This is a genomic window from Telluribacter sp., assembly GCF_035998675.1.
Taxonomy (GTDB): domain Bacteria; phylum Bacteroidota; class Bacteroidia; order Cytophagales; family Spirosomataceae; genus Telluribacter.
This window is the reverse complement of record NZ_DASYHI010000007.1, coordinates 245,866-258,522: the sequence shown is the minus strand read 5'-3', so window position 1 is coordinate 258,522 and position 12,657 is coordinate 245,866. Positions and strand designations below refer to the sequence as shown.

Genomic DNA, 12,657 nt, shown 5'->3' with positions numbered 1-12,657 from the left:
GTGAAAGAATCAAACCGATGGTACGGCTGTTTGTTCCGTTTATCATATTTATAGGACTTTCGAGCCAGGCCTGGGCCAACCGGCTGTTCATTCCGATGGATGACGCCCAGAAAAATCACCTGAAGGCCTACGGTATTGCCTTTTGGGTACTTAAAGCGTACGAAACCGAAATGGACTGGCTCCTCAATTACCGGGGAGGTAGTTTTCTGATTCCCTATAACCAAAAATTTGCCACCGAAATGACCATCCGTGGCGTTAGTTATGAGGTAATTTCGGAAGCCCAGGCTAACCAGATATTGTCCGAAGTAGCTGCTCCGGACGCCAATATGGATGCAGTAAAACTACAGAAAGCGCCCAGGGTAGCTGTGTACTCGCCCAAATCAAAACAACCCTGGGACGATGCCGTAACCCTGGTTATGTCTTACGCCGAAATTCCGTATGATGTTATATTCGACGATGATGTACTTAAAGGAAAGCTTCCCGAATACGACTGGCTCCACCTCCACCACGAAGACTTCACCGGTCAATACGGCAAGTTTTACCAGTTCAAGGATTACCCCTGGTACCGCGACCAAAAGCGGGAAGCCGAAAATATTGCCGACAAATTCGGGTTCTCCAAGGTGTCCCAAATGAAGCTGGCGGTGGTCAAAAAAGTTGCTGAGTTTGTGTCTGGTGGCGGCTATATGTTTGCCATGTGTAATGCCACCGATACTTACGACATTGCCCTGGCCGCCGACGGAGTCGACATTGTAGAATCCATGTACGACGGTGATCCGGCCGACCCTAACGCCAATAAGAAGCTTAATTACAACAATACGTTTGCTTTTCACAACTTCAAGACTTTAACAAATCCCTACGAGATTGAATTTTCAGATATTGATAATCAACCCGAACAACGGGGTCTGAGCGAAAACAACGACTTTTTCTCCCTGTTCCAGTTCTCGGCCAAGTACGACCCGGTTCCTACCATGCTTACCCAAAACCACAAGACTCTGATAAAGGGATTTTTGGGACAGACCACTGCCTTTAAAAAGCAGTTTATAAAGCCGGAAGTAATCATACTGGGTGAAACCAAGTCGGCCGGGGAAGCCCGGTACATACATAGTATTTACGGGAAAGGATTCTTTACGTTTTACGGAGGCCATGATCCGGAAGACTACCAGCACCGCATTGGGGAAGAACCCACCGACCTGAACCTGCACCCTAATTCGGCGGGTTACCGGTTAATCCTTAATAACATTCTGTTCCCGGCGGCCAAGAAGAAAAAACTCAAGACCTGATGGTCAGGACAACAAGTACCATAAATGAAAGAGGCCGGAGCATCCGGCCTCTTTCATTTATGGTACCTATAAAAAAACATCGTACTATTTAAGCCGGTGCCACTCGGCCGGATTACTGCGTGCTTCTACCTGCTCTTCAACCTCATCGGGAAGCCGGGGGAAGAAATCAATACCGGTCAGCTGTTCAATTTCATCAATTGAAACGACAAAACTGGAAAGAGGTTGACGGGAACCTTCATTCCGCATCAGAAAACCAATTCCTTTGACGAAGGGTGGATTGACATACAGTACTATTTTGTAATACTGCTCCGGAACCGCCACCGTGTTTATTCGCCCGATGGTAGGTAATCCGGGCTTGAGAACGGGTCCGGTTACTACATAAATTTTTTTATACTTGTTGGCCCACACCCGCACCATTTGCTCCAGTTCACTCCAGATACCCCGGTTAAAGTCGGGTGCCTGCGGGCTGATATTGCTCATATAAAAGGACTCCCGCATAAGGGTACCATCACTTTTAAAATCTGCCGCGGGAGCCAGGTGACCCCGGTCGTAGCCGCTGCGGCTATAGTCGGCGCTCACGGCGGAGCCGCTTTTGACGGATGGGTCGTCAAAAAAGGAATTTTCCCGCTCTTCGTCGCCTTTTATTTGGTTATCGGTTAATACATAGGCTACCCAGGCCGCTTGTTCGTATTTTTCAAGGTACTTAAGGCTATACCCCTTATGCCTGATTACCTGGTCAGCCTGCCCTGCTTCCGGTAGTACAAAATCGCGCTGGCGGGTCAGGCGAGCCAGTTCTTCCTTTGATCCGGTTGCTACGGGACTACCTTCCCCGCCCGGATTCTTTTCAAAATCAGGAAGAGGTTTCTGTTTCTTTCGTCGGTCGTCAGTCGCACTATTATCCTCCCGTTGGGCCGGTGAGTCAGAAGCGCTGGTACCTGCGCCGGGTTCGGGTGCTTTGTAAGGGTTTGACTGGTCCGGGCGCTCAGATGAAGAACTAAAAATAGATTTCACATCGGACCAGAACTGTACTACTGGTTGCGGCTTTCCTCCGTAATGAAGGAACAAACCGACTAAAAAAAATACAAACAGCAGCAGCAGTGAATTACTGCTCCAGCGGAACCCCCGATGATGAAACTTAGGCATATTCAGCATATTTATTTTTTACAAAGGTATCGTTTTTGGTAAACTGGCAGGCTTTTTTAAGCAGAAAAGGCCAATGAAATAGTTTTGCCCCCTTATTGATTTCGCCTGCCTAACTAGTTGCCGCGAAAATTAGAAAAAGATTAAAAGTGCCCCCAGCTGGGTCAGTAAACCCCGTTGAAACAAAATGAAAGACCTAACTTTTCGTACTTAATGAAAATAGTATTAAACAATTCCTGCTTATGAGATTTTTATCACTCATTTTTTTTGTATCCATTTCGAGTACTGCTTCCTTTTCCCAGATTCTGCCTGACACCCTTGGAATTCAGAACGAAGTACTGGACTCCTTGTATATCAATGAGGTTCAGAACCGACGGGAGCCCGATAAAGTACTGCACGCTGAACCACTCTATATAGATCTCATCCGGGATTTGGGAGCACGAAAGGGTGAAGCCGAATGGAACATAGGAATGGGACTTACCGATCGGCTCCACTACGACAGTTATGAGTTATTGGTTGAATATGAATTTGCCCCCATCAACCGGCTGGGGGTAGAGTTTGAGGTACCTGTGACCATTTTTACCCCCAACTCCCGCCACGTGAATGGCTCCTTACCGTCCAACCGCGTCGAATCATTCAAGAGTGCCTTACAATGGTCTTTCTTTGTTTCGGAACAGTACAAAACTACCCTGGCGCTGGGATTTATTCACGAATTGGAACTCGTAGACCTCAGAAATATGGAAGCCCGAAACTTCCTGAAGGGTCATGTTTATAATCCATTTTTTATCGCGGCCAAGCGCTGGGGAAACAATTTCCATACCCTCCTTTACACCGGTCCCCGCCTGGAAAACCATAGGAACAGTTCCCACCTTACAACTACGTATCAGGTAAATTCAAACCTGCACTACATGCTGCCGGGTACCCGCAATTTTATTGGAATTGAATTTAATAAGGAGTTTATCCACCAGGAATTTGATATGGTCATTCGCCCCCAGATGAGAGTGGGCATAACCGATAATTTTCTGGTAGGTATAGTAACCGGTATTCCGGTCAATAGAACCAATGAACGATTAAGCAGCTTTATCCGGCTGATTTATGAACCCAAACACCGGGGTTAATCTGCGCGCGGTATTTTAAAGAAGGTAGGAGCGTACTTCGCAGGGAACCCAATAGTGGCGTATCTTTGCCGGACTACCCAATAGCAGACTTCATGCAAATTGTAATTATCGGCGGCGGTGCGGCTGGCTTTATGGCGGCCATCACCGCCGCCGAAACCTACCCGGACGCCCAGGTTACCATTCTTGAAAAAAACCGAACCGTACTGAACAAGGTGCGGGTATCGGGCGGAGGACGGTGTAATGTAACGCATGCGCCTTCTGATCTCCGGTATTTTATCAAAAATTACCCACGGGGAAGCCGGGTACTCAAAAAACTCCTCCCCCATTTTGACGCGCAGGCTACGGTAGATTGGTTCGAAGGCCGGGGAGTAAGGCTGAAAACCGAGGCCGACGGCCGGATGTTTCCCGTCACTGATTCTTCCGAAACCATTATTGACTGCCTGGTACGGTCGGCCCAACGGGCCGGGGTACAGGTACTTACCGGCACGGGCGTAAAGTCGTTTGGTTGGTCAGATGCCAGCCAGGGCCCCCGCTTTCTTGTGAATGTGCAGGAGGGAGAACCCCTTCCCGCCGACCGTCTCCTTGTTGCCAGCGGGGGCCACCCGCAACCGGGCGGATTTAGCTGGCTGACCGAGCATGGACACGCCCTTGAGTCGCCGGTACCTTCCCTTTTTACTTTTAATACACCCGGAAGCTATTTGTTGGAACTGGCCGGGGTGTCGGTTCCGGAGGCCCATGTAAAAATAATAGGTACTAACCACGAATGGCGTGGTCCGCTGCTGATTACCCACTGGGGTTTCAGTGGCCCGGCGGTGCTGAAACTGTCGGCCTGGGGAGCCCGGGACCTGGCTGATTTGAACTACCATTTTACCTGTAAAATCAATTGGCTCTCCCAACAAAACGAGCAGCAGGTAAGGGAGTTTTTACTTTCCGAGAAAACAGCAACACCTAAGCAACAGATTGCCTCCCATGCCCGCTTTGGCCTTCCGCTCCGGCTCTGGAAAGCATGTGTCGCCCATGCCGAAATAGCCGACACCCTGCGCTGGGGCGATGCTTCCCATAAGGTACTTAACCGCCTGACTGACCTCCTGACCAACGGTCAGTTTGAGGTCAGGGGTAAAAGTACTTACAAAGAGGAGTTTGTAACCTGCGGAGGAATAGCCTTGTCGGACGTTGAAGCGGGCACCCTGGAAAGCAAACAAGTACCTGGGCTTTATTTTGCCGGTGAAGTACTTGACATTGACGGCATTACTGGCGGCTTCAACTTCCAGAGCGCCTGGACAACCGGCTACGTGGCAGGTAAGGCAATCGGGAAGGTATAATCGAATTGGGACCACTGGCCGACCCGGATTCAAAGAAGTCGATGGGGTAATGGATAAATCCGGCATTGGGCGTCCTTTACTTACTTATATTAGATTCATACTACACTCATACCCATTTCCAACCATGTCAAAACGCTCCTTTCTTTTAGTACTGGTCAGCTTATGCCTGTACCTGCCGCCTGCCCTTGCCCAGCCCACCGAACGCTTTGTAAAAGTTATTGTCGCACCGGACCACACCAACTGGACCTACCGCCCCGGCGAAAAAGTTAAGTTTACGGTGAGTGTGCTGCAAAATGGTAATCCGGTCAAAAATGCGAAAGTGCGGTATGAAATTGGTCCGGAGAAAATGCCTTCAACGGCCAAAGAAAACAAGACTTTACCCGTGGGTACCGTTTCCCTGGACGGAGGTACCTTACAATCGCCCGGTTTTTTGCGGTGTGTGGCAGTGGCTGAGGTTGATGGCATTGAGTACCGCGGACTCGCCACGGCTGGTTTTGACCCGGAAAAGATTCAGCCTACCGTAGCCAACCCCGCCGATTTTGAGCAGTTCTGGACTCGCGCCAGGGCTGACCTGGCCAAGGTACCAATGGATGTACGCATGACCTTACTTCCCGAACGCTGTACCGAAAAAGTTAATGTTTATCACGTCAGCATTCAAAATCATCAGGCCGGGTCACGCGTCTACGGTATTTTGTGTATGCCCAAAAAAGAAGGCAAGTACCCGGCTTTGCTGCACGTACCCGGTGCCGGGGTACGGCCGTACTTTGGTGATATTGCCAATGCCGAAAAAGGAATCATTACCCTGCAGATTGGGATTCATGGAGTACCTGTCAATATGGAAATGGGGGTGTATAACGATATGCGCGCCGCCGGACTGGACCAGTACTGGAACTACAACCTCGACGACAAAGACCGGTTCTACTACAAAAGGGTATACCTGGGTTGCGTACGAGCCAACGATTTCCTGGTGAGCCTGCCCCAGTACGACGGAACCAACCTAGCCGTTACGGGAGGTAGCCAGGGAGGAGCGCTTTCCATAGTAACAGCCGGACTGGACGAGCGGGTAAAATGGCTGGGGGCCTTTTATCCCGCGCTGAGCGACGTGACCGGGTACCTCAATGGCCGGGCGGGTGGCTGGCCCCACTATTTTGCCGGTAATAACCTGGCTTTCAATAATAAAAAAGAAAAAATTGAAACTGCCGGGTACTACGATGTAGTTAATTTTGCCAAAAGAGTGAAGATTCCGGGCAACTACTCCTGGGGCTTCAACGATGAAACCTGTCCGCCTACCTCCATGTATGCGGCCTATAATGTTATCAAAGCCCCCAAAGACCTGTACCTGGCGCTGGAAACCGGCCACTGGACATATCCCGAGCAGCGCGACAAAATGAATGAGTGGCTGGTAAACCAGTTAACCGGAAAAAAATAGGCCCCTGGTATAGGACACTTAATTAATTTCCGGATATTGGCCCTCCTTGGACATTCACCTACCACTCAAAATGACTTTACAGCAAATACAGGAAGCAACTGATTATTTAAAACAACAAACCCAAAACTACCAACCTGATTTTGGAATTATTCTGGGCACCGGACTGGGTTCCCTGGCGAAGGATATTGACGTAGCCTTTACAATTTCCTACGAACACATCCCCTACTTTCCGGTGTCAACGGTGGAGTTTCATTCCGGCAAGTTGCTGTTTGGTACCCTTTCGGGCAAGAAGGTGGTTTGTATGCAGGGACGTTTTCATTACTACGAAGGCTACACCATGCAGCAGGTAACCTTTCCGGTGCGGGTTATGAAGCTACTGGGTATCCATACTCTGTTTGTTTCCAACGCGGCCGGAGGTATGAACCCTGCCTTTGAGGTAAGCGACCTGATGGTAATCAACGACCACATCAGTTTCTTTCTGCCCCAAAACCCGCTGACCGGTCCTAACCTGGATACGCTGGGCGACCGGTTTCCGGATATGTGTGACCCGTATGATCTAAAGCTGGTGGAAAAAGCCCTACAAATTGCCAGCCAACACGGAATAAAGGCCCACGCCGGTGTATATGCCAGTGTACCCGGCCCGCAGCTGGAGACCCGGGCTGAGTACCGTTTGCTACGCCAGCTTGGGGCCGATGCGGTGGGAATGAGTACAGTTCCGGAAATAATAGTGGCCCACCAGATGCGCCTTACCTGTTTTGGACTTTCGGTAATTACGGATATGGGCATTCCCGAAAATCTCGAAAAAGCGGATATCCAAAAAATAATTGCCGCAGCTATGAAGGCGGAGCCCGGAATGACGAAAATTATAAAGGAATTGCTGAATAGCCTGTAACGCAGCAGAGGCAACTCCCGGGAGTTGCCTCTGCTTATTTCCTATAACATTTTTTGACGAATAACGTATCTACGATTTCCCTTCCCGACTGCGCGGTGAACTGCTACTTAGCTCTTTAACCCGGCTCACCCGTTTAACGGCTTCTTCCTGGCTCCTACAACCTATAGGAAAGAAGTTCAGTTTTCCATTTTCTACTTCCATCCCATCCCATTCGCCCATCAAATCCCGCCAGATTACTTTTTTCCCGGAGAGGCTCCCCAGGTCCTTTTCAATGTACTTATATACATTCCAGGCATCAATGGTCACGGGTACTTCCCCTTTTTCATCCTCAATCAGCACAACATCCTTTTCTACCCAATACCTGAATAAAGCCTTTTTGGAAGTTTGATGCAGTTTATCTTTCATTCCAGCTGTTTTTCTAGTTCCTAACTACACCCAATCCCAATTTTATTCTGGAAGCCTCTGAAGGTACCTTTGGCTATTCTGGTGGCGCAATTCACCTCCAACTTCTGCAAACAAATGTAGCCAATTGGGTGAGGGCACTCAAATAATAGTGATTAAAAAAACATTAGTAAAATTTCAAGAGGGCTCACTTTTATTTACCAAACCATAAACTGTTACCATGAACAGAAGAACCTTTATTCAGAATACTGCGGTTTCGGGTGCTGCTTTTTCGGCCTTACCGCTGCTCAGTGCCCTGCAAAGAATGGCCCCCTACCGTACTGCTCTAATTGGTTCGGGCTGGTGGGGCATGAACATCCTGCGGGAGGCTATTATGGCGGGGGAATCCAAGGTAGTAGCGATTTGTGACGTAGATGAAAACCAAAGTAAAAAAGCTATTGATGAGATAAATAAGCTGACCTCAGACCGCCCAAAAGTATACCGCGACTTCCGGGAAATGCTGAATAGGGAAAAACCCGAAATTGTCATTGTGGCCACTCCGGACCATTGGCACCCGCTATGCTGCATTGCGGCCGTGGAAGCGGGAGCCCATGTGTACGTTGAAAAGCCAATCAGCCATACCATACGGGAAGGCCGGGCCATGGTCAACGCGGCTCGCAAGCACGGCCGTACCGTTCAGGTGGGTACCCACCGGCGGGTATCTCCTCATAATGTTTCGGGCATGGAGTTTTTAAAATCGGGCAAGGCGGGCAAAATAGGCATGATACGCACCTTTGTGCACTACGGGGGAGGCGCCGGCCAGATGGTACCTACCGAAGAACCACCCAAAGGCCTGGACTGGGACATGTGGTGCGGTCCGGCTCCGATGATACCCTACAATAAAACCATTCACCCGCGGGGATTCAGGTCGTACCTGGAATATGCCAACGGTACTTTGGGTGACTGGGGCATTCACTGGCTGGACCAGGTACTTTGGTGGACGGAGCAGAAGTACCCCAAAAAAATATATTCAACCGGGGGCCGGGCTATCCGCCGCGACAATACCAATACCCCCGACCACCAGGTAGCCGTCTATGATTTTGACGATTTTACGGTGGAATGGGAACATCGGCAGTTTGCAGGAAATAATGCCGAAAAAACGCATCCGCAACAAGCCGTAGGCGCGTACTTCTACGGGACCGAAGGTACCTTTCACATGGGCTGGCTCGACGGCTGGACATTTTATCCCGCCAATGCCAACAAACCCGTTGTCCACCAGGACCCCTCATTGAATAAGCCCGATGACCAGAACATTAGACAGCTTTGGGCTGATTTTCTGACTTCTATCAAAACCAACAAACTACCCATTTCGGACATTGAAGTAGGTCAGCGTTCCACGAATATGGCGTTACTGGGTATGCTGTCCTACAAATTGGGAAGGAGTATTGTATGGGATGGGGAGAAGGAGATAATTGCCAATGACCCCGAAGCTAACAAACTATTGTCAAGGGAATACCGGGGCGAGTGGAAGTACCCTCAGGTATAAGCTTAACAGGGACAAAAGAAAAAAGACGTGATTGGCCTCACGTCTTTTTTTGTTTTATTTCATCTGTACCACTTCGGCCTGGATGTTATACTGGGTTACCATTTCCCGGGCAAATCTGACGTGGCCTCTGGGGGCCATCAGGTACAATTTTCCGCCTTTCATACCGGCCAGTTCGCTTAATAACTTCCATTTGGAAATACTACCGCGGTTTGCGTCTGATTTCATGGCTACTTCCAGGTAGTGCTTGTTGTACATGTTGACAGCCGTTACGTCCGGGGTAAATAGTTCGCTATCGTTGGCTCTTTCGTAAGAGACAGGCTTTTCGTAGCCTTCAATATTGGCACGAATACTATTAAAACCGTGGCTTTCCGCCCAGTTTATTACATTTGGAATGAATCCTTCCTTATTCATAACGAGCATAATGATTTATATCCTACCGGTTTCCCGGAAAGACCGTTTAGTTAAATTGAAGAGATTTAAGTGATAAGAGGCCCTGAGGATTAAGAATTATGAACAAATTGACCTCTTTATTTTAGAACACTGCAAGTTACGAAAAAATCCTAAATAATCCTATTCCTTACTTTTGGTTTCTCCCTTTTTCGTTTCCTTGATCACCTCACCGGAGTCAATATCCCTTTCCTGCCGCACAATCATGACCGCGTGCTCGTGGGGAACAATAGCTGAGCCATCATAGCGTGCATACACTTTGGTAAATTCCGCCCCGAAGTACAAAATAATGGAAGAGTAATAAACCCAGGTAAGCAGTATAACTATGGAGGCCGAGGCTCCATAGGTAGCGCCTAAATCGGATTGACCCAGATAAAAACTGATCAGAAACTTACCAATTATAAAGAGCAACGCGGTAAATCCGGCACCAACCAGACATTCCTTCCAACGCAGTTTTCCATCCGGAAGTACCTTAAAAATAACCGCAAAAAGAACGGTAATAACTGCCATTACAATGAGTTGATTTACGATATAAAAAATCACGACGGAGACCTCAGAGAAATACCTCTCCAGGCGGCTGCTGAGTAATTCAACAATAGCATTGACACCCAGCGAAACAATAAGTAAAAACCCTAGCGTAAGGATTATTGAAAAGGAAATCAGGCGGGTTTTGATTAATTTCAGCCAACCCCGCTTGGGTTTTGCTTTTATAGACCAGACATAATTTATGGAATCCTGCATTTCCGCAAATAAGGTTGTGGCACCAACCAGCAAAGTACCTATACCAATAGCGGCAGCAACGCCCGATTTGTCCGACATCTCCGCATTCTTAATAATTTCCTGAAGTTGAACCGCTACACTTGACCCGACCAGTTCCTGAATCTGTTCAAAAAGCTCACCCTGAATAGCATCTCGTCCTAAAAAAATACTGGCCACCCAAATCATTACCAATAGCATAGGTGCCAGTGAAAAAACAGTATAATAGGAAAGGGCCGCGGCAAGCTTTAAGCCGTTATCTTCCACAAATTCGGTAGCGGAAGTTTTGAGAATTGACCAGTAGTCCTTAAATTGTATTTTGCTCATGGTGTGGCGTATATAGTTAAATCACATATAATTAATTACCTGATGATCATTGGATTACTTTTTAAAGTACCATTTTCGAACCTGTACTTCGGCCGTTTTAAGTGCGGTATTTAACTCCTGAATAGAAGTATACTTTAGTTGGGTCAAGTGCCGGTATTCTACTTCTACCTCAAACTGCCCGGACTCAAACGGCCAGGGTAGTACCCGCATATTATCAGATTCATCGCGCCATAGCTGATACATGGTTCCGTCCGGGCCCGTACTGATATCCATCTTTCGCTGACTGGGTTGTACCTTATCCATACATAACAGCAAAGACAAAGCATCGCACCATTCCACAAACTTATAAGCCTGTTCAGCCCCCCTTTTTGTTATATCTAATTCTTTAAGTACCTGTTTCTGAAACAATTGCTGCTCCTCTACCAGTTTTTTCAGTTCTTCTTCATCATTTTTCATTCCTCCGTAAAGAAAGGTCAGGTGCATCGATATCATCAGTGCATTCCACCTACTTTTGGAGGCGGCAATCTCCATGACATTTCTGTATTGGGAGGCACTGTATTTCAGGAGTTGGAAATGTTTCGGAGCTCCCGCTTCGGTCAGATTCTCCGCGCTCTGCGATTCCGCCATTCCGTCGTCGTGTTCAGCAATCGCGATTAGGGTTTGGGTCCAGTAAGTAGGGCGCTGGGCCACTTTCCATTCATTGGCCAGCTGGGCAGCCAGTAATCCGTGCGCCCGCTGGTATATAACCTCCCACCCCTCAGGAACTGTTTTTACAATCATCTGATACCCTTTCTGTAAACAACCGATTCCTTGCCCTAAATTCCTGTGCCACCGGCTACTCCTTACCAGTCTTCCTGGTCGTCCTGAAACATTCGGTAGGCACGCTCCAACTCAAGTAGCGTTTTTTGATTGGCCTGCTGCCGGGCCAGGTCAATTCCCTTTTCGTAGGTGGCACGGGCTTCGTCGGCCTTGCCTGCATCTGCCAGCAACTGCGCCGCATGGTAGTAGGTAGGCAGGTAACCGGGATGTTCGGCCAGTAGCTTTCGGAATAGTGTTTCGGTCCGGAATAAATCCGTCTTCTGGTACTCAAGGGCAAGCGCGTAAATATTGAAAGGATCCTGGGGATCTTCCTCGTAAAATACGAGCAATTTTTTGAGGAAAGGGTTTTCCATAAACTATTATGCTTGCATACTATTTGAATAATTCTGTATATTCGCAAAACAAACCATTTCCTGAAAAGTTAGATTTAACATTCAGAAACTACTATGAAAATACTTGTTTGTATCACCAATGTGCCCGATACTACGGCCAAAATCAGCTTTGCTGACAATGACTCCAAACTCAACAAAACGGGCGTGCAATACATTATTGGCCCTTACGATGACTACGCACTGGCCCGCGCCGTCGAACTCAAAGAACAACTTGGGGGAAGCGTCACTGTCCTGAATGTAGGGGAAGCCGATGGTGAACCCCAGATTCGAAAAGCACTTGCCATTGGGGCCGATGATGCCATCCGGGTCAATACCGAACCAACCGATTCCTATTACGTAGCCGCTCAGATTGCCCACATAGCCCAACAAAATAACTACGACCTGATTCTGATGGGTCGCGAATCTATTGACTTTAACAGTGGGGTTGTACACGGGCTGGTGGGAGAAATGCTTGGCCTGCCTTCCTTTTCACCCGTAATGAAATTGGATATTGAAGGAAGTACCGTCCGGTTAGCCCGCGAAATAGACGGTGGGAAAGAGTACCTGGAAGCTCAATTGCCGTTGGTTTTGGGATGTCAGGAACCCATTGCCGAATGGAAAATACCCAACATGCGCGGAATAATGACCGCCCGCTCCAAGCCTCTGCAGGTAGTGGAGCCTATATCGGTGGATGACGTACCTGTCGTTGAAAGGTATTCGCAACCCGCCCCCAAAGGGGAATGTAAAATGATACCGGTGGAGGAAGCCGAAAAGCTGATTACGCTGTTACGGACCGAAGCCAAGGTACTTTAAACCCACTACTCTCAAT

The 12,657-nt window shown here is 48.4% G+C and carries 13 protein-coding genes; 7 read left to right on the top strand and 6 right to left on the bottom strand.

Annotation, left to right across the window (positions count from 1 at the left end; translation table 11 throughout):
* The first annotated feature begins 17 nt into the window (after positions 1-17).
* Positions 18-1,280 carry an asparagine synthetase B gene (locus tag VGN67_RS03115; RefSeq protein WP_327485329.1) on the top strand — a complete coding sequence of 421 codons (1,263 nt, stop codon included), beginning with the start codon at positions 18-20 and terminating at the stop codon, positions 1,278-1,280.
* Positions 1,281-1,364: 84 nt separating this feature from the next.
* On the opposite strand, the gene VGN67_RS03110 is transcribed toward VGN67_RS03115, so the two are convergent.
* Positions 1,365-2,423, bottom strand: coding sequence for a DNA/RNA non-specific endonuclease (locus VGN67_RS03110; protein ID WP_327485307.1), 1,059 nt, complete (start codon positions 2,421-2,423; stop codon positions 1,365-1,367).
* A 239-nt stretch (positions 2,424-2,662) separates the two neighbouring features.
* Between VGN67_RS03110 and VGN67_RS03105 the strand changes: the two genes are divergently transcribed.
* The 4 genes from VGN67_RS03105 (at position 2,663) to VGN67_RS03090 (ending at position 7,181) form a co-directional block, all read left to right on the top strand.
* The gene (locus VGN67_RS03105; protein WP_327485306.1) at positions 2,663-3,538 is read left to right on the top strand and encodes an HAEPLYID family protein; all 876 of its coding nucleotides are present in this window, start codon (positions 2,663-2,665) and stop codon (positions 3,536-3,538) included.
* Between the two features lie 92 nt (positions 3,539-3,630).
* Positions 3,631-4,860: an NAD(P)/FAD-dependent oxidoreductase gene (locus VGN67_RS03100; protein ID WP_327485305.1), complete on the top strand. Its 1,230-nt coding sequence runs from the start codon at positions 3,631-3,633 to the stop codon at positions 4,858-4,860.
* Positions 4,861-4,984: 124 nt separating this feature from the next.
* Positions 4,985-6,289 (top strand): acetylxylan esterase, encoded by a 1,305-nt coding sequence (locus tag VGN67_RS03095; protein ID WP_327485304.1) that lies wholly within the window; start codon positions 4,985-4,987, stop codon positions 6,287-6,289.
* A 70-nt stretch (positions 6,290-6,359) separates the two neighbouring features.
* Positions 6,360-7,181: a purine-nucleoside phosphorylase gene (locus VGN67_RS03090; RefSeq protein ID WP_327485303.1), complete on the top strand. Its 822-nt coding sequence runs from the start codon at positions 6,360-6,362 to the stop codon at positions 7,179-7,181.
* A 69-nt stretch (positions 7,182-7,250) separates the two neighbouring features.
* Here VGN67_RS03090 and VGN67_RS03085 read toward each other — a convergent pair whose 3' ends face one another.
* A complete protein-coding gene (locus tag VGN67_RS03085) occupies positions 7,251-7,586 on the bottom strand; it encodes a hypothetical protein (protein WP_327485302.1) in 336 nt (111 codons plus the stop codon).
* A 217-nt stretch (positions 7,587-7,803) separates the two neighbouring features.
* Between VGN67_RS03085 and VGN67_RS03080 the strand changes: the two genes are divergently transcribed.
* Complete coding sequence (locus tag VGN67_RS03080) at positions 7,804-9,108, top strand: Gfo/Idh/MocA family oxidoreductase (RefSeq protein WP_327485301.1); 1,305 nt, start codon at positions 7,804-7,806, stop codon at positions 9,106-9,108.
* 54 nt (positions 9,109-9,162) lie between these two features.
* Here the strand turns inward: VGN67_RS03080 and VGN67_RS03075 are convergent, their stop codons facing one another.
* The 4 genes from VGN67_RS03075 to VGN67_RS03060 all read right to left on the bottom strand — a co-directional run bounded on the left by VGN67_RS03075 (position 9,163) and on the right by VGN67_RS03060 (position 11,810).
* Positions 9,163-9,519: a hypothetical protein gene (locus tag VGN67_RS03075; RefSeq protein ID WP_327485300.1), complete on the bottom strand. Its 357-nt coding sequence runs from the start codon at positions 9,517-9,519 to the stop codon at positions 9,163-9,165.
* Positions 9,520-9,678: 159 nt separating this feature from the next.
* The gene (locus tag VGN67_RS03070; RefSeq protein WP_327485299.1) at positions 9,679-10,638 is read right to left on the bottom strand and encodes a YihY/virulence factor BrkB family protein; all 960 of its coding nucleotides are present in this window, start codon (positions 10,636-10,638) and stop codon (positions 9,679-9,681) included.
* A 54-nt stretch (positions 10,639-10,692) separates the two neighbouring features.
* A complete protein-coding gene (locus tag VGN67_RS03065; RefSeq protein ID WP_327485298.1) occupies positions 10,693-11,418 on the bottom strand; it encodes a DUF3891 family protein in 726 nt (241 codons plus the stop codon).
* A gap of 62 nt (positions 11,419-11,480) precedes the next feature.
* On the bottom strand, positions 11,481-11,810 hold the full coding sequence (locus tag VGN67_RS03060) for a tetratricopeptide repeat protein (RefSeq protein ID WP_327485297.1): 330 nt from the start codon (positions 11,808-11,810) through the stop codon (positions 11,481-11,483).
* A 93-nt stretch (positions 11,811-11,903) separates the two neighbouring features.
* Between VGN67_RS03060 and VGN67_RS03055 the strand changes: the two genes are divergently transcribed.
* Positions 11,904-12,641 carry an electron transfer flavoprotein subunit beta/FixA family protein gene (locus tag VGN67_RS03055; RefSeq protein WP_327485296.1) on the top strand — a complete coding sequence of 246 codons (738 nt, stop codon included), beginning with the start codon at positions 11,904-11,906 and terminating at the stop codon, positions 12,639-12,641.
* Positions 12,642-12,657 lie beyond the last annotated feature (16 nt).